The 17,474-nt window shown below is 64.9% G+C and carries 18 protein-coding genes; 16 read left to right on the forward strand and 2 right to left on the reverse strand.

Annotation, left to right across the window (positions count from 1 at the left end):
- Window positions 1-11: 11 nt before the first annotated feature.
- Window positions 12-1,829: a PHA/PHB synthase family protein gene (locus J0W34_RS02645; protein ID WP_230970581.1), complete on the reverse strand. Its 1,818-nt coding sequence runs from the start codon at window positions 1,827-1,829 to the stop codon at window positions 12-14.
- A 10-nt stretch (window positions 1,830-1,839) separates the two neighbouring features.
- A complete protein-coding gene (locus tag J0W34_RS02650) occupies window positions 1,840-2,877 on the reverse strand; it encodes an MBL fold metallo-hydrolase (protein WP_230970582.1) in 1,038 nt (345 codons plus the stop codon).
- Window positions 2,878-3,006: 129 nt separating this feature from the next.
- On the opposite strand from J0W34_RS02650, the gene J0W34_RS02655 reads away from it, so the two are divergent.
- From J0W34_RS02655 to J0W34_RS02725, 16 genes are all read left to right on the forward strand, one after another.
- Window positions 3,007-3,393 carry a MerR family transcriptional regulator gene (locus J0W34_RS02655; protein ID WP_230970583.1) on the forward strand — a complete coding sequence of 129 codons (387 nt, stop codon included), beginning with the start codon at window positions 3,007-3,009 and terminating at the stop codon, window positions 3,391-3,393.
- A 74-nt stretch (window positions 3,394-3,467) separates the two neighbouring features.
- On the forward strand, window positions 3,468-3,920 hold the full coding sequence (locus J0W34_RS02660; RefSeq protein ID WP_230970584.1) for a PaaI family thioesterase: 453 nt from the start codon (window positions 3,468-3,470) through the stop codon (window positions 3,918-3,920).
- A gap of 21 nt (window positions 3,921-3,941) precedes the next feature.
- Window positions 3,942-5,114, forward strand: a complete 1,173-nt coding sequence (locus J0W34_RS02665) for an isovaleryl-CoA dehydrogenase (protein WP_230970585.1) — start codon at window positions 3,942-3,944, stop codon at window positions 5,112-5,114.
- A 77-nt stretch (window positions 5,115-5,191) separates the two neighbouring features.
- Window positions 5,192-6,331: a carbonate dehydratase gene (gene can / locus J0W34_RS02670; RefSeq protein WP_227815476.1), complete on the forward strand. Its 1,140-nt coding sequence runs from the start codon at window positions 5,192-5,194 to the stop codon at window positions 6,329-6,331.
- 26 nt (window positions 6,332-6,357) lie between these two features.
- Window positions 6,358-7,548 (forward strand): acetyl-CoA C-acetyltransferase, encoded by a 1,191-nt coding sequence (locus J0W34_RS02675; protein ID WP_230970586.1) that lies wholly within the window; start codon window positions 6,358-6,360, stop codon window positions 7,546-7,548.
- 76 nt (window positions 7,549-7,624) lie between these two features.
- Window positions 7,625-8,758, forward strand: a complete 1,134-nt coding sequence (locus tag J0W34_RS02680) for an acyl-CoA dehydrogenase (RefSeq protein WP_230970587.1) — start codon at window positions 7,625-7,627, stop codon at window positions 8,756-8,758.
- Between the two features lie 15 nt (window positions 8,759-8,773).
- Window positions 8,774-9,208: a PaaI family thioesterase gene (locus J0W34_RS02685; protein ID WP_227815479.1), complete on the forward strand. Its 435-nt coding sequence runs from the start codon at window positions 8,774-8,776 to the stop codon at window positions 9,206-9,208.
- 44 nt (window positions 9,209-9,252) lie between these two features.
- Entirely contained in the window at window positions 9,253-9,855 is a 603-nt protein-coding gene (locus tag J0W34_RS02690) for a 2-hydroxychromene-2-carboxylate isomerase (protein ID WP_230970588.1), read from the forward strand.
- On the forward strand, window positions 9,856-10,458 hold the full coding sequence (locus J0W34_RS02695) for an LOG family protein (RefSeq protein WP_230970589.1): 603 nt from the start codon (window positions 9,856-9,858) through the stop codon (window positions 10,456-10,458).
- A 27-nt stretch (window positions 10,459-10,485) separates the two neighbouring features.
- A complete protein-coding gene (locus J0W34_RS02700) occupies window positions 10,486-12,093 on the forward strand; it encodes a carboxyl transferase domain-containing protein (RefSeq protein WP_230970590.1) in 1,608 nt (535 codons plus the stop codon).
- Between the two features lie 3 nt (window positions 12,094-12,096).
- Window positions 12,097-12,732 carry an FMN-binding negative transcriptional regulator gene (locus J0W34_RS02705; protein ID WP_230970591.1) on the forward strand — a complete coding sequence of 212 codons (636 nt, stop codon included), beginning with the start codon at window positions 12,097-12,099 and terminating at the stop codon, window positions 12,730-12,732.
- Window positions 12,729-13,529, forward strand: coding sequence for an enoyl-CoA hydratase/isomerase family protein (locus J0W34_RS02710; RefSeq protein WP_230970592.1), 801 nt, complete (start codon window positions 12,729-12,731; stop codon window positions 13,527-13,529). Before J0W34_RS02705 ends, J0W34_RS02710 begins: the two co-directional genes overlap by 4 nt.
- Before the next feature lie 7 nt (window positions 13,530-13,536).
- A complete protein-coding gene (locus tag J0W34_RS02715; protein WP_230970593.1) occupies window positions 13,537-14,226 on the forward strand; it encodes a DUF4126 domain-containing protein in 690 nt (229 codons plus the stop codon).
- Window positions 14,223-14,858 (forward strand): VOC family protein, encoded by a 636-nt coding sequence (locus J0W34_RS02720; protein ID WP_230970594.1) that lies wholly within the window; start codon window positions 14,223-14,225, stop codon window positions 14,856-14,858. The genes J0W34_RS02715 and J0W34_RS02720 overlap by 4 nt, the downstream gene beginning before the upstream one ends.
- Before the next feature lie 185 nt (window positions 14,859-15,043).
- A complete protein-coding gene (locus J0W34_RS22190) occupies window positions 15,044-15,169 on the forward strand; it encodes a hypothetical protein (RefSeq protein ID WP_269144633.1) in 126 nt (41 codons plus the stop codon).
- Complete coding sequence (locus tag J0W34_RS02725) at window positions 15,162-17,165, forward strand: acetyl-CoA carboxylase biotin carboxylase subunit (RefSeq protein WP_230970595.1); 2,004 nt, start codon at window positions 15,162-15,164, stop codon at window positions 17,163-17,165. The genes J0W34_RS22190 and J0W34_RS02725 overlap by 8 nt, the downstream gene beginning before the upstream one ends.
- Window positions 17,166-17,474: the final 309 nt, after the last annotated feature.

The raw sequence follows: 17,474 nt of genomic DNA on the forward strand, positions 1-17,474 counted from the left end.
CGCATCAATGATCAGGCCGGGGTGTCGATGCGGGACTTCACATAGCTGCCCGGACCTTCCTCGATGACCTCGAGCTTGCCTTGCTCGGGGTCACGTGCGGCCACCATGGTCTTGTTGTGACCGGTCACCCAGGCTTGCCAGTCGGTCCACCAGGAGCCTTCGTGCTGCGTCGTGCCCTTGAGCCACTCATCGGCCGTCTCGGGCATGTCGCCGCTCTCGTTGATCCAGAAGCCGTACTTGTTGGCCACCGGCGGGTTCACGATGCCGGCGATATGACCGGAGCCGCCGAGCACGAAGCGGGTGTCACCGCCGAAGTTGCGGGCACCGGTATAGGTGCTCTTCCACGGGGCAATGTGATCTTCGATCGTGGAGATGAAATAGCACGGGATCTTGATCTTGCCCAGATCGATCGGGGTGCCGTCGATCTCGATGCCGCCGGGCTGGGCCAGACGGTTCTCCATGTACATGTTGCGCAGGTAGAAGCTGTGCATCTTGGCCGGCATGCGCGTGGAGTCTGAGTTCCAGTACAGCAGGTCGAACGGGAACGGGTCCTTGCCCAGCAGGTAGTTGTTCACCACGAAGGACCAGATCAGGTCGTTGGCGCGCAGCATGTTGAAGGTGCCGGCCATTTCCGAGCCTTCCAGGTAGCCACGCTCGAACATCTTCTTCTCGAGGCTGGAGACCTGGCCCTCGTCGATGAAGACGCCCAGTTCGCCCGGCTCGGAGAAGTCGGTCATGGTGGTGAAGAAGGTGGCACTGGCGATACGCTTGCGGCGCTTGGCGGCCAGATAGGCGCAGGTGGTGGCCAGCAGGGTGCCGCCCAGGCAGTAGCCGGCGGCGTTCACTTCCTTCTCGCCGGTCTGCTCTTCGATGGCGTCCAGCGCGGCCAGCACGCCGTCGATCACGTAGGCGTCGAAGCTCTTTTCGGCCAGCTTCTCGTCCGGGTTCACCCAGGAGATCACGAACACGGTGTGACCCTGGTCCACGCACCACTTGATGTAGGAGTTCTTCTCGCGCAGGTCGAGAATGTAGAACTTGTTGATCCAGGGCGGCACGATCAGCATCGGCCGTTTGAGCACCTTGTCGGTGCTGGGCGTGTACTGGATCAGCTGCATCATTTCGGTCTGGAAGACCACCTTGCCCGGCGTGGTGGCGACGTTCTTGCCCAGCTCGAAGGCTGTGGTGTCGGTCATCTTCACGCGCAGGTTGCCGCCGCCTTCTTCGACGTCGCGCAGCAGGTTGTTCAGGCCCTTGAGCAGGTTGCCGCCGTGGCTCTTGACCGTCTCGCGGAACACTTCCGGGTTGGTCAGCGCGAAGTTGGACGGGGACAGGGCGTCCACGTACTGACGGGTGTAGAAGTTGACCTTCTTCTGGGTCTGCTCGTCCAGGCCCTCGACACAGCACACGGTGTCGTGGATGTGTCGGGCGGTGATCAGGTACGACTGCTTGATGAAGTCGAACATGAAGTGCTCTTGCCACTGGTCATCGCGGAAGCGCTTGTCGTCCTTGGCCGGGGCGGCCACCGGAGGCGCCTGCATGCCGGCGAAGCGCAGCATGGAATGCTGCCACAGGGAGAAGTAGTCCCACACCAGGTTCATCTGGGCCTGGGCCAGCTTGTAGGGGTTGGCGAGCAGCTTGGCCATCATGTCCATGAAGGCCTGGGCAATGCCGAGTTCGTCCGCCGGCGCTGAGACGCCTTTTTTCATCTGGCGCTGAACATGCTCGCTGATCAGGGTCGAGGCGCGCTGGGCGACCTCGGCATACGTGTGAGCGATTTCGTTCGGATCGGGCAGTTCGCGTTCGACGTCTTCGGTCTTAGGGGGTGCCATCTTGTTGTCCTCATTTGGGTAGAGCGGTGGATACATAGCGGGCCACACCACCCGAATGATCGACTTCGCGCAATTCCCTCCCGCGCACGAGGTAGTTCACATGGGCGATGGCTTCTCCCATGGCGAACATGACCTGATGCGTGTCCAGTTCGCGAGGGAACAGGGTCTCCAGAAGGTCGCCCGCGCTCACCGGAGCATCGCAGGCGGCCAATAGTGCATCGCAACGTTCGCGGTGATGCTCATGCAATTGGCGAACGCGTGCGTGAATCCCCTTGAAAGGCCTGCCGTGCGATGGTAGCACGAGCGACGTGTCGGGCAAGCCCAGGAAGCGGTCAATCGACACGAGGAAGCGACCAATCGGATCGTCGTGTGGCGTTGCAGCAAAAACGCTCACGTTGGTGCTGATTCGCGGCAGCAGCATGTCACCCGAGATGAGTATGCCCAGATCGGCGCAGTACAGTGCGGCATGCTCCGGCGAGTGACCGGTGCCGATGATCACGGCCCAATCGTGTCCGTTGATGGTGATGCGGTCGTGGTCGTGCAGTCGATCATAGCGGTGCGGCATGGAGGGCACCCCGCGCTTGTAGGCGTTGCCGCGGGTGTCCAGGGCATTGAGGCGTGCCTCGTCCAGCCCGTGCTCGCGGAACTGTTCGATCATGTCTTCGACCCGATAACCCGGCAGCTGATGCCACAGGGCGTGGCCGCCCAGGTATTCACCCAGCGTCATGCTGATGGGCGCGCCGGTTTTCTCCGACAGCCAGTTCGCCAGGCCGAGATGATCCGGATGGCAGTGGGTGACGATGATGCGCGAGACCGGCTTGTCGAAGCGCGCGAGAATCGTCTCCCACACAGACTGCACCTCCGGCAGGCCGAAACCGGTATCGACCAGGGTGATGGCATCCCCATCGTCGAGCACCCACAGATTGATGTGGTTGAGCACGAAGGGCAGGGGCATGCGCACCCAGTGCACGCCGGGGGCGACCGTGATCCAGCCGCCGGTCTCGGGCATGTCATCGAAGGGATACACCAGTTCTTCAGGGGGACTCATCGTTTGCTTCTCCAGCCGGGTTGATTGCGGGCATGTGACAAATCTGATTTACTCGCCGCGCGTCTTTCCCGAATTCCAATTCCAACAGGCAAGGGTGCGATCCGTCATCGTGGCGATCCACCGGCATGCATGAACAAAGACACCACCTATACCATTTCCGAGCTGTCCCGCGAGTTCGACATCACCCCGCGCACGATCCGTTTCTACGAGGATCAGGGCCTGCTCACGCCGGCCCGCCAGGGGCGCAACCGTATCTACTCCCGCGCCGACCGCACCCGTCTCAAGCTCGCCCTGCGCGGCAAGCGCCTGGGGCTGTCGCTGGCCGAGATCAAGGAGATCCTGCAGATGTACGGCGGCGCCAACAACGCCCCGCAGCTGGAGCACTTCCTCAAGATCCTCGACACCCGCCGCAAAGCCCTCGCGCAGCAGCTCGAGGATATCGAGGTGGTGTTGGGCGAAATCGATCTGCTCGAAAAACAGGCGCGCGAACAGCTCGAAGGGCACAAAAAAAAATGAGTGGGGGTCACCCCCTTTTTTTTGTATTAACTTTACGTTAACGTAAACGTAAGTTCAAGACAGGAGGCCGCCGAGTGAGCGACAGGTCGCTGACCGAGATGCCTGGCGTGGCCAAGGTGAAGCGCGAGTTCGACGCCCAGCCCTTGATGCACTTCCTCGGCGCCGAGCTCACCCACGTCTCGCCGGGCGAATGCGTGATCGAGCTGGCCTACCGGGACGAGCTGTCGCAGCACCACGGCTACTTCCACGGCGGGGTGATCGGCATGCTGGCGGACAACGCGGGCGGCTTTGCGGGCTACAGCCTGATGCCGGACGAGGCCAGCGTGCTGACGGTGGAGTACAAGATCAACCTGATGGCGCCGGCCGTGGGTGAGCGCATGATTGCGGAAGGCTCGGTGGTGCGTGCCGGGCGGAATCTGGTGGTGACACGGGCCGAGGTGTTCGTGATCCAAGAGGGCGAGCGCAGGCATTGCGCGAGCATGCAGCAGACACTGATGACCATGCACCCGGCGAAAGACCGGGGCTGAACACACAATGAGGAGCGGGACGTGAACATTCCGAGCTTGCAGTTCAATCTGGGCGAGACCATCGACATGCTGCGCGACGCGGTGTGGGACTTCGCCAGCCATGAAATCGCCCCGCGTGCTGCGCAGGTGGACCAAGACAACCTGTTTCCGGCCGATCTGTGGAAGAAGCTGGGCGACCTGGGCCTGCACGGCATGACCGTGCCCGAGGAATACGGCGGCACTGCCATGGGTTATCTGGCGCATATCGTGGCGCTCGAAGAAGTCTCCCGCGCGTCGGCCTCGGTGGGCCTGTCCTACGGGGCACATTCCAACCTGTGCGTGAACCAGATCTACCGCAACGGCACCCAGGCCCAGCGCCAGAAGTATCTGCCCGGTCTGATCTCGGGCGATGCCGTAGGTGCGCTGGCGATGAGCGAACCTAATGCCGGTTCCGACGTGGTGAGCATGAAGCTGCGCGCCGACAAAAAGGGCGATCACTACGTGCTCAACGGCTCGAAGATGTGGATCACCAACGGCGGCGACGCCGACGTGCTGGTGGTCTACGCCAAGACCGATATCAATGCCGGGCCGAAGGGCATCACGGCCTTCATTATCGAGAAGGGCATGAAGGGTTTCAGCCACGGCAGTCATCTGGACAAGCTGGGCATGCGCGGCTCCAACACTTATCCGCTGTTCTTCGATGACGTGGAAGTGCCGGTCGAGAACGTACTGGGCGGCGAGGGCAATGGGGTGAAGGTGCTCATGAGCGGGCTGGATTACGAGCGTGCTGTGCTGTGCGGCGGGCCGCTCGGCATCATGGCCGCCTGCATGGATGCGGTCGTGCCCTACCTGCACGAGCGCAAGCAGTTCGGGCAGGCCATTGGCGAATTCCAGCTCATGCAGGGCAAGCTGGCCGACATGTACTCCACGTGGATGGCGACGCGCGCCTATGTGTATGCGGTCGGTCAGGCCTGCGATCGCACGGATCACGCGCGCAGCCTGCGCAAGGATGCGGCCGGCGCCATTCTGTATTCCGCCGAAAAGGCCACCTGGATGGCCGGTGAGGCGATCCAGACCCTGGGCGGGGTGGGCTACACCAATGAGTATCCGGTGGGGCGTTTGTGGCGCGACGCCAAACTGTACGAGATCGGCGCCGGCACGAGCGAGATCCGCCGCATGCTCATCGGTCGCGAGCTGTTCTCGGAAACCGAATGACGTCATGGATTTACAGCGCACGAGGCCCTCTGTGCAGGTATCCTCTCGGCTGTAATTAACGACGATCATTCATAATTATGACCATCAATCTGCGCATCCTCACTGCCGCCGACGCTGTCGAACTCGACCATGTCCGGCAGTTTTTCCGCAACTACGCCGGCTGGCTCGGCGTGGATCTGGGCTTCCAGAATTTCGATGCGGAGATGAAGTCCCTGCCCGGCGACTACAGTGCCCCTCATGGGCGATTGTTCTATGCCGAGCTCGACGGCAAGCCCGCCGGGTGTGTGGGTGTGCGCCGTTTCTCCGAAGGTGTGTGCGAGATGAAGCGGCTCTATGTGGAGCCCGACTCGCGCGGCCACAGCGTGGGGCGCGAGTTGGCCCTGGCGGCCATCCGTGCGGCCATCGACCTGGGCTACAAGCGGGTGATGATCGACACCCAACCGGCGATGCGCATTGCCGTGAAGCTCTATCGCGAACTCGGCTTTCAGGAAGCGCCGGCCTACTACCCGACCCCGGTCGAAGGCACCATCTTCCTGTCGCTGGATCTGGAAGACTGGTCGGAAGCGGCGGTCAATAACGAAAACCTGCATCACCTGTTCGACTACAACCGCGCCTGGGCGCGCCAGATGAATCAGGTGGATCCGGAATTCTTCTCCAAGCTCGCCCGCCTGCAGGCGCCCGAATACCTGTGGATCGGTTGCTCCGACTCGCGCGTGCCGGCCAACCAGATCGTCGGCCTGCTGCCGGGCGAGGTGTTCGTGCATCGCAACGTGGCCAACGTGGTGGTGCATACCGATCTGAACTGCCAGTCGGTGGTCCAGTTCGCGGTCGATGTGCTCAAGGTGAAGCACATCATGATCGTCGGCCACTACGGCTGCGGCGGCGTGGGCGCCGCCCTGCGGCGCGAGCGTGTGGGCCTGGTGGACATGTGGCTGCGCCATGTGCAGGACGTGCACACCAAGCACCTGGCGCGGGTGAGCGCCTTGCCGCCCGAAATGCGTCACGACCGCCTGTGCGAGCTCAATGTGCTCGAACAGGTGGTGAACCTGTGTCAGACGCTGGTCGTCCAGGACGCCTGGGCGCGTGGCCAGCAAGTCACCATTCATGGCTGGGCCTACGGCCTCAAGGACGGTCTGGTGACCGACCTGGGGCTCACGGTCAGCCGCCCCGAACAACTCGTGCCGCGCTATGCCGCGGCACTCGACGCCCTCAACTAGGGGCGCTTTTGATGAGGTAGCTCGCCATGTTCGATCCTGTCGTTATCGTTTCTGTCGCCCGTACGCCCATGGGCGGCTTCCAGGGCGATCTGGCGAGCCTCACGGCACCTCAACTCGGCAGCGTGGCCATTGCGGCCGCGCTCGAGCGTGCCGGTCTGTCGGCCGAGCAGGTCGAGGAAGTCATCATGGGCTGCGTGCTGCCCGCCGGGGTCGGTCAGGCGCCGGCGCGCCAGGCCGCACTGGGTGCCGGGCTGCCCCTGTCGGCCGGTTGCACCACGGTCAACAAGGTGTGCGGTTCGGGCATGAAAGCCACCATGCTGGCGCACGACCTGCTGCTCGCCGGCACCAACGCGGTGATGATCTCCGGCGGCATGGAATCCATGAGCAACGCGCCCTATCTGTTGCCGAAGGCGCGCAGCGGCTACCGGCTCGGTCATGGCCAGATGATCGACCACATGTTCTTCGATGGTCTCGAAGACCGTTACGGCAAGGAGACCGCCGGGCGCCTGATGGGCACCTTCGCCGAAGACTGCGCTCGCCACTACGATTTCAGCCGTGCAGCCCAGGACGAGTTCGCCATTGCCTCCACCACGCGCGCCCAGGCCGCCATCAACGGTGGCGGCTTCGACTGGGAGGTGGCGCCGGTGACCGTGTCTGGCCGCGGCGGCGACACGATTGTCGACAAGGACGAGCAGCCCCTCAAGGTGCGGCTCGACAAGATCGGTTCGCTCAAGCCGGCGTTTGCGAAAGACGGCACGGTGACCCCGGCCAACTCCAGCTCCATCTCCGACGGTGCCGCCGCGCTCATCCTGATGCGCCGGTCCACCGCCGACGCGCTCGGTCTCACGCCCATCGCCACCATCCTCGGACACACCACGCACGCCCAGGCGCCGGCTTGGTTCACCACCGCGCCGGTAGGGGCCATGGAGAAGCTGCTGGCCAAGGTCGGCTGGGGCGTGGGCGACGTGGATCTGTGGGAGATCAACGAGGCCTTTGCCGTGGTGACCATGGCGGCCATGCACGAGATGAAGCTCGATCACGACAAGGTGAACGTAAATGGCGGTGCTTGCGCGCTGGGCCACCCGATTGGTGCGTCCGGCGCCCGCATTCTGGTGACCTTGATCGGCGCGCTGCGCCATCGTGGCCTCAAGCGTGGCGTTGCAAGCCTGTGCATCGGTGGCGGTGAGGCCACGGCCATGGCGGTGGAACTGGTTTGACCTGTCGTCCGGACGACGAAAGACGAAACACAAGAACACGGCGGGACGGCACCCGCCAGCAACAGAGGAGACACCCATGATCCTGACCGAAGAGCAGGAAATGATCCGCGACACCCTGCGCGCCTTTGCGCAGGAGCAACTCGCCCCCAACGCGGCGGAGTGGGATCGCAACCACACCTTCCCGCGCGAAGCGCTTCAGGCGCTGGCCGAACTCGGTGCCATGGGCATGGTGGTGCCGGACGAATGGGGCGGTGCCGGCATGGACTACATGTCGCTGGTGCTGGCGCTCGAGGAAATTGCCGCCGGTGACGGGGCCACCTCCACCATCGTGAGTGTGCAAAACTCGCTGGCCTGCGGTATTCCGCTGCGCTATGGCACCGACGCCCAGAAAGACAAATGGCTGCGCCCGCTGGCCCAGGGGCAGAAGCTCGGCTGCTTCTGTCTGACCGAGCCGCATGTGGGTTCGGATGCCTCTGCACTGAAAACCACGGCTGTGAAGGACGGCGGCGGCTGGATCATCAACGGGGTCAAGCAGTTCATCACCACCGGGCGCGAGGCCGATGTGGCCATCGTGTTCGCGGTGACCGACAAGAGCGCCGGCAAGAAAGGTATCAGCGCCTTTCTGGTGCCGACCGACACCGAGGGTTACGTGGTCGCGCGCATCGAGGAGAAGATGGGGCAGCGTGCGTCGGACACCGCCCAGATCCTGTTCGAGCACTGTCGCGTGGGCGCCGACGCGCTGCTCGGCGCCGAGGGCGAGGGTTATCGGATCGCACTGTCGAATCTGGAGGCCGGGCGCATCGGCATCGCCGCCCAGTGCCTGGGCATGGCGCGCGCCGCGCTTGAGGCTGCGGTGAAATACGCCCACGAGCGCGAGAGCTTCGGCAAGCCGATCTTCGAGCATCAGGCTGTCAACTTCCGCCTCGCCGACATGGCCACCCGGCTTGAAGCCGCCCGCCAGCTGGTGTGGCATGCGGCCAGTCTCAAGGACGCCGGCAAGCCCTGCCTCAAGGAGGCTTCCATGGCCAAGCTGTTTGCGTCCGAGATGGCCGAGCAGGTGTGCTCCGACGCCATCCAGATCCACGGCGGCTATGGCTACGTGACCGACTTTCCGGTCGAACGCATCTATCGGGATGTGCGTGTGTGCCAGATCTATGAAGGCGCCTCGGACATTCAACGCATCGTCATTGGCCGCGCACTGGCCGCTTGAAGGAATCAATCATCCATGAGTCACCTGCTTCACCCGGACACCTCGCTTGAAGAGCTCAACGCCCGCATACCCGGCACCCTGTGCGGCTGGTACGGCATTCATATCGATGCCGTGTCCGAAGGGCGCATGAGCCTGTCGATGACGATCCGGCCCGAGATGCTTGCCCCCAACGGTTTCCTGCATGCCGCCTCGGTGATCGCCCTGGCGGACACCGGCGCCGGCATGGCCGCTTTTGCGCATCTGCCGGTGGGCGCGAGCGGTTTCACCACGGTCGAACTCAAGACCAACTTCATGGCCACCCAGATCGAAGGTCGTCTCACCTGCGAGGTGAGCGCGGCACACACCGGGCGTTCCACCCAGATCTGGGATGCCGAGGTGTTCGGCGAGACCGGCAAGCGCCTGGCGCTGTTTCGCTGCACCCAGATGATCCTGTGGCCCAAGGCCGGCTGAACGGCCTAAGCTCAAGACAGGACGACACGACAGCAGGAGACACCATGAGCGAACCCATCGATTTCTACTTCGACTTCACCTCGCCTTACGGCTATCTGATGAGCGAGAAGATCGACGCCCTGGCCGAACGCTTCGGGCGCAAGGTGCGCTGGCATCCGGTGCTGCTGGGCATGATCTTCAAGACCACGGGCGCCACCGCGCCGGTGGGCATCCCGCTCAAGGGCGATTACCTGCGGCGCGACTTCGAACGCTCCGGCCGCTATTTCGAGGTGCCGCTCACCATGCCGGCGAAGTTTCCGGTCGCCACCCAGGCGGCGGGGCGCACCTACTACTGGTTGCACGGGCAGGATTGCGCGCTGGCCCGTCGCTTTGCGCATGCCGCCTATCGCGCCATGTTCCGCGAGGGCAAGGACATCTCTTCACCGGAAGAAGTGGTCGGCATTGCTGCCAGCCTGGGCGTGGATGCCGCGGCGCTGAGCGCGGCCTTGCAGACCGATGAAGTGAAAGAACGCCTCAAGACGGAGACCGAAGCGGCCATGGACCGCGGCGTGTTCGGCTCGCCGCACGTGATCATCGACGGCGAAGCCTTCTGGGGCATGGATCGCTATGAGCAGATCGAGCGCTGGCTCGAGACCGGGGGCTTCTGAATGGTGATGGAACTGCCCTTCAAGCGTCTGTGCGTGTTCTGCGGATCGCGCCATGGTTCGCGCGCCGAATATGCCGAAGCCGCCGTGGCCCTGGGGCGCACCCTGGGCGAGTCGGGGGTGGATCTGGTCTATGGTGGCGGCAATGTCGGGCTCATGGGCGTGGTGGCTGATGCCTGCATGGCCGCCGGGGGCGAGGTGACCGGCATCATTCCGCAGGCGTTGATGGAATGGGAGGTGGGCCACACCCGGATCGGCCGGCTCGAGGTGGTCGACTCCATGCACACCCGCAAGGCGCGCATGGCCGAACTGGCCGACGGCTTCATCGCCCTGCCCGGTGGGCTCGGCACTTTCGAAGAGTTGTTCGAGGTGCTCACCTGGGCGCAACTGGGCTTTCATCGCAAACCCATCGGCCTGCTCGACGTGGCCGGCTACTACGCCCCCATGCGCGAGATGATGGCGCGCGGCGTGAGCGAGGGCTTCATGAAGCCGCAGAACGCGGCGCTGCTGATCATCGAGGATTCGGTGGCGGGGCTGCTCGCAGCGATGCGCGACTATCAAGCGCCGACCACCGATGCCCGCATCGAAAACACCGACCAGCTCTGAGCACCAGAGCACATCAAGAGAGGCGACATGAGCGTCATCCAGTCGAAGATCAATACCCGAAGCGAAGAATTCCGCGCCAACGCAGCGGCCATGCAAGCCCAGGTGGCTGACCTGCGCGACAAGGTGGCGCAGGTTTCTCTGGGGGGGGGAGCCTCCGCGCGGGACAAGCACCTGGCGCGCGGCAAGCTGCTGCCGCGCGACCGCATTGGCCACCTGATCGATCCGGGCACCGCCTTCATGGAAATCGGCCAGCTCGCCGCCTTCGGCATGTATGACGGCGACGCACCGTCGGCTGGCGTGATCGCCGGCGTCGGCCGGGTGGAGGGCGTCGAATGCATGATCGTGGCCAACGACGCCACCGTGAAGGGCGGCACCTACTATCCGATGACGGTCAAGAAGCACCTGCGCGCGCAGGAGATCGCCGAGCAGAACCACCTGCCGTGCATCTATCTGGTCGATTCCGGCGGTGCCTTCCTGCCCAAGCAGGACGAGGTCTTCCCCGACCGCGACCACTTCGGCCGCATCTTCTTCAATCAGGCCAACATGTCGGCCAAGGGCATTCCGCAGATCGCGGTGGTGATGGGCTCGTGCACTGCCGGCGGCGCCTATGTGCCGGCCATGAGTGACGAGACCATCATCGTGAAGAACCAGGGCACCATCTTCCTGGGTGGCCCGCCGCTGGTAAAGGCGGCCACGGGTGAGGTGGTGACGGCCGAGGACCTGGGCGGTGGCGATGTGCACACCCGCCTGTCAGGCGTGGCCGATCACCTGGCCGAGAACGACGCCCATGCGATCAACATCGCCCGCAACATCGTGGCCAACCTCAACCGGGTCAAGCCGGTGAGCCTCAGTCTGGAGGAGGTGGAAGAGCCCATTTACGACCCGGCCGAGATCTACGGCATCATCCCCACCGACACCCGCAAGCCCTACGACGTGCGTGAGGTGATCGCGCGGGTGGTCGATGGCTCGCGTTTCGATGAGTTCAAGGCGCGCTACGGCAACACCCTGGTGACCGGCTTTGCCCGGCTCTACGGCATGCCGGTGGGCATCGTTGCCAATAACGGCATCCTCTTCGGCGAGTCGGCCCAGAAGGGCGCGCACTTCATCGAGCTGTGCGGCCAGCGCAACATTCCGCTGGTGTTCCTGCAGAACATCACCGGGTTCATGGTCGGGCGCAAGTACGAGAACGGCGGCATCGCCAAGGACGGCGCCAAGATGGTCACCGCGGTCTCCACCGTGCAGGTACCCAAGCTCACCGTGCTTATCGGCGGCAGCTTCGGCGCCGGCAACTACGGCATGTGCGGCCGCGCCTACAGTCCGCGCTTCCTGTGGATGTGGCCCAACAGCCGCATCTCGGTCATGGGCGGCGAGCAGGCCGCCAGCGTGCTGGCCACGGTCCGCCGGGACGGCATCGAGGCCAAGGGCGGGCAGTGGAGCGCCGAGGAAGAAGACGCCTTCAAGGCGCCCATCCGCGACCAGTACGAAGCCCAGGGCCACCCCTATTACGCCACCGCCCGCCTGTGGGACGACGGCGTGGTCGATCCGGCCCAGACCCGGCGCCTGCTCGGATTGTCGCTGTCGGCCTCACTGAACGCACCGATCCCCGAGACGCGCTTCGGCGTGTTCAGGATGTAAGCCATGTACGTGCCGCGACACTTCGCCATTGAGGACCCCGCGCAACTGCACGCGTTCATGCGCGCCCATCCGCTGGCTACCATCGTCACCCACGGCCCCGGCGGACTCGACGCCAACCACGTGCCTCTGCTGGTGCGCGGTGCCGAAGGCTCGGAGCGCCTCGCCGGCCATGTGGCGCGGGCCAACCCGTTATGGGAAGACCATGCGGACGAACACGTGCTGTGCATCTTCCAGGGGCCGGCGCACTACATCTCGCCCTCGGCCTACCCGAGCAAGGCCGAGACCGGCAAGGTGGTGCCCACCTGGAACTATACGGTGGTGCACGCCCGCGGCCTCCTGCGCGTGATCGACGACCGCGACTGGCTGCATGCGCTGGTCTCCGAGCTGACACACACCCACGAAGCCGACCAGCCGACGCCATGGAAGGTGACCGACGCGCCCGATGACTACATCGAGGCCATGCTCGGCGCCATCGTCGGCATCGAGATCGAAGTCACCGAACTGGTCGGCAAATGGAAGGTGAGTCAGAACCAGCCGGCGAAGAATCGCGACGGGGTGATACGGCAACTGTCGGGCGGCGACGAAGCGGCGCGGGCCATGGCGGATTGGGTGGCGCGGCAATCGAAGGAGCGCTCATGATCACGACTTTCGACACGCTCGAAATCGCGCGTAGCGGTGGCGTCGCCACCGTGTGGATGAATCGCCCCGACAAGCACAACGCATTCAACGAAACCCTCATCGCCGAACTCGACGCGGCTTTCGCGCAGCTCGATGCGGACGACTCGGTGCGTGTGGTGGTGCTCGCCGGACGCGGCAAGAGCTTTTCCGCCGGGGCGGATCTGAACTGGATGAAGGCGCAGGGCGAGGCCAGTGAGGCGGCCAATGTGGCCGATGCGCGCAAGCTCGCCGACATGCTCGCGCGCCTGGCGACGCTGACCAAACCGACCATCGCCCGCGTGCACGGTGCGGCGCTGGGTGGCGGCATGGGGCTGGCCTCGGCCTGTGACATCTGCGTGGCCAGCCATCGGGCGGTGTTCGCCACCTCGGAAGTGAAATTCGGCCTCACGCCGGCGACCATCAGTCCCTACGTGCTGCGCGCCATCGGCCCACGCCAGGCGCATCGCTATTTCCTGACCGCCGAGCGCATCGACGCGGCCCGGGCGCATGCGCTGGGGCTGGTGCATGAGTTGGTGGACGATGAAACGGCCCTCGATGCGACGCTGGCCGAGCTGGTCGCGGCGATCCTGCTCGGTGGGCCAAAGTCGCAGGCCGCTGCCAAGGACCTGATTCGCGCCGTGGCGCATCAGCCGGTGACCGAAACGGTACTCGACGATACTGCCCGGCGGATCGCGGCCCTGAGGGCCACGCCCGAAGCAAAGGAAGGCCTGAGCGCCTTCCTCGACAAACGCCCGCCCGCCTGGGCGCCGAAGGACTGAGCGCGTCATGGACATCGCCACCACCGTGGACGCGATCCAGCCCATGCTCGACTGGCGTGACGTGCCGGTCGACATGGCTTCGCTCGTGGCCCTGGCCGCCGGCCTGGGCTGGGCAAGCGGTTTGCGCCTCTACGCACTGGTGTTCACCCTTGGCGCACTCGGCCGTTTTGCCGGCGTGCAGTTGCCGGGCGATCTGGATGTGCTCACCCACCCGCTGGTGCTGGGCGTGTCGGGCCTGATGTTGCTGGCCGAATTCTTTGCCGACAAGTTGCCCTGGCTCGATTCGCTCTGGGATGCGGTGCACACCTTCATCCGCATCCCAGCCGGCGCGGCGCTGGCGGCCGCCGTGATGGGTGAACAGGCTGGCAATGTGCAGTTGCTGGCGGCGCTGCTCGGCGGCACGCTGGCCGCCGGCACCCACTTCGCCAAGGCCGGTGCGCGCGCGGCCATCAACACCTCGCCCGAGCCGTTTTCGAACGTGTTCACCTCCTTCGGTGAGGACGCCGTGTTCGTCGGTGGCCTGTGGGCGCTGCTCTCCTACCCGGTGATCTTCCTGGTGGCGCTGGGTGTCTTCATGCTGCTGGCCGTGTGGCTGATCGTCTCGCTGTGGCGCTTCGTGCGCCGGCTGTTCCGCCCGCGTGAGCGCTTGGTACGGGCCGAGCGGCCGGCGCTGACCGACACCGGAGAGCGGGCATGAGCACCCGGCTCGACCATCTCATCGTCACTGCCCCCACGCTGGCCGAGGGCATTGCCGCGGTTGAGGCCTCACTGGGCGTGCGCATGGCTGCGGGTGGGCAGCATGTGCTGATGGGTACGCACAATGCGGTCCTTCGCCTGGGGCCGGACGAATACCTGGAGGTGATTGCCGTGGATCCGGCCGGGCATGCGCAGCGTCCACGCTGGTTCGGCCTGTCGCGGCGCGTCCTCCGTCCGAGCCTCGCTCATTGGGCGCTGTCATGCCGGGACATCGACACCTGGGCGGCCAACCTGGGCTTCGCGGCGGAAGAGGTTATCCCCATGCAGCGCGGCGATTTCGAATGGCGCATCAGCGTCACGGCCGACGGTCATCTGCCCGAGGGCGGCGTGGTGCCCAGCCTGATCCAGTGGGACGCGGGCGGCCACCCGACCGAGCGCCTGCCGGACGCCGGGTGCCGCTTGCTGGCGCTGGTGCTTCAACATCCGACACCCGCCCTGATTCAGGCGCGGCTTGAGTCGGTGGATTTTGAGGATGAGCGCCTGCGCGTTCAGCACAGCGAAAAACCGGGGCTCAAGGCGCTGATCGCAACGCCCAAGGGCGAGCGATGGTTGTTCGGTGATGGTGATGCGTAGGGTGCGTCAGGCGCAGCCGCAACGCACCGAACGGTGGAGAAGCATGGGATGACGTGCGATGTTGAGCATGTCAGACAAGAAGTGTGGAAGTGTGCCGGATCGCGATGTCCGGTGGTGCGTTACGGCTGCGCCTAGCGCACCCTACGGCAGCTTCGAACCAGAAGAGCTGAGGGAGTGGAGACAACATGTTTGAAAAAATCCTGATCGCCAACCGCGGTGACCAGCCGCAAAGCGGCGTAGCGACGCAGTCACATGGCCTTGTCCGCATCGCGGACTCAGGCGATTTCGCCGCGGAGGGGCACCATGTTTGAAAAGATCCTCATCGCCAACCGCGGCGAAATCGCCTGCCGGGTCATCAAGACCGCGCGGCGCATGGGCATCAAGACGGTGGCGGTGTATTCCGAGGCCGACGCCCACGCCCGCCATGTCCGCATGGCGGACGAGGCCGTGTTGATCGGGCCGGCGACGGCGAAGGAGAGCTACCTGGTGATCGAGCGCATCATCGAGGCCGCAAAATCGACTGGTGCGCAGGCCATCCACCCGGGCTACGGTTTTCTCTCCGAGAACGAGGCCTTCTGCCATGCCTGCGATGCGGCGGGCATCGTCTTCATCGGCCCGCCGGTGAGTGCGATTCACGCCATGGGCTCCAAGTCCGAGGCCAAGAAACTGATGGAAGCGGCCGGCGTGCCGCTCACCCCGGGCTACCACGGCGACGACCAGGACCCGGCGCTGCTGGCGAGCGAGGCCGAAGTCATCGGCTATCCGGTGCTCATCAAGGCCGCTGCGGGTGGGGGTGGCAAGGGCATGCGCCTGGTCGAACGCGCCGAGGACTTTGCCGACGCGCTGGCCTCGTGCAAGCGGGAGGCTGCTTCCAGCTTTGGCGACGACCATGTGCTGGTCGAAAAGTATGTACTCAAGCCGCGGCACATCGAGATCCAGGTGTTCGGCGACACCCATGGCAACTACGCCTACCTGTTCGAGCGCGACTGCTCGGTGCAGCGTCGCCATCAGAAAGTGCTCGAAGAAGCGCCCGCGCCGGGCATGACGCCCGAGCGTCGTGCCGCCATGGGGCAGGCCGCCGTGGAAGCGGCGCGCGCCGTGGGCTATGTGGGCGCCGGCACGGTGGAATTCATCGCCAGCCCGGACGGCAGCTTCTACTTCATGGAGATGAACACCCGATTGCAGGTGGAGCACCCGGTCACCGAGATGATCACCGGGCTCGATCTGGTCGAGTGGCAGCTGCGTGTGGCGTCGGGCGAGCCCCTGCCGCTCAATCAGTCGCAACTGAAGATCCACGGCCATGCCCTCGAGGCGCGCATCTACGCCGAAGACCCGGACAAGGGCTTCCTGCCGGCCACCGGCACGCTGGTGCACCTGTCGCCGCCGGTCGAAGGTCTGCATGTGCGGGTCGACACTGGCGTGGAGGAGGGCGATGCCATCAGCCCTCACTACGACCCCATGATCGCCAAGCTCATCGTCTGGGACGAGACCCGCGAAGGCGCACTGGCGCGCATGCTGCAGGCGCTGGCCGAGTACCGGGTGGTGGGCGTGGCCAATAACATCGGCTTCCTCTCGCGGCTGGTCGCCTGTTCCGCCTTCAGCAATGCCGATCTGGACACCGGCCTGATCGAGCGCGAACGGGACGAACTCTTCCCGGAAGCGCGTCCGGTGCCCGATGAGGTGTGGACCGTCGCCGCGCTGGCCGAGCTGCTGCGCGAAGCCGAACGCGCCACCAGTGATGCCCGCCACCATGTGGAGCCTGACTCCCCCTGGCATGCGCGCGACGGCTGGCGCATGAACGCCGCCGCCTCGCGCACGCTGCTCTTCCGCCACGGTGAAACCGAGCAGGCCGTGGGCGTGGATTACCGCTCCGGCGGCTTCCGCCTGACGGTCGATGGCCGTGCCATCGAGGCGCGTGGCCAGATGGATGCGCGCGGTCAGCTGCGGGTGGATCTGGACGGCCGGCGCATGGACGCGACCGTGGTCGCCGCCAGCGAGAAACGCCACGTCTTCCTCGCGGGCCATGCCTGGCCGCTCACCCGCATCGACCCGCTGCAGCACAGCGGCGAAGGCGGTGGGGCCGAAGGCGGACTGGTGGCTCCGATGCCGGGCAAGGTCATCGCCCTGCTGGCCGAGGCCGGGGTGACGGTGGCCAAAGGCGCACCGCTGCTGATTCTGGAAGCCATGAAAATGGAGCACACCATCACCGCGCCGTCGGCCGGCGTCCTCAAGGCCCATCGGTTTGCCGTGGGTGATCAGGTGGGCGATGGCGAGGAACTGGTTGAGTTCGAGGTGAGTGCGTCCTGAGTGCTATCGGCCTTTTTACCTTCGGCGCCAAAGGAACCAAGCCACGCTACACGCAATCGCGATAAGGGCTACGGAAGCGTGAGCCTGCCAGAAGTAGCTCGCGCCAAGTTCCTGCTCGATCGCGGGAGCAAGATCAGCCGCATGTATTTCAAGCAACAGCGTTGCACTCCAGAGGCTTGCCGCAACTGCGAGTGCCGCTGTAACCAGGGGCCATCGGATAAGCAGAAGGATGCCGATCGATGCCAGGCCAGCGATTGTCCATATCTGTATGGCGCCGGGGATCTTGTCACCCACCTCTGCCCACGCAGA

The sequence above is a fragment of the Nitrogeniibacter aestuarii genome, from assembly GCF_017309585.1.
In the GTDB taxonomy this organism is placed as follows: Bacteria; Pseudomonadota; Gammaproteobacteria; order Burkholderiales; family Rhodocyclaceae; genus Nitrogeniibacter; species Nitrogeniibacter aestuarii.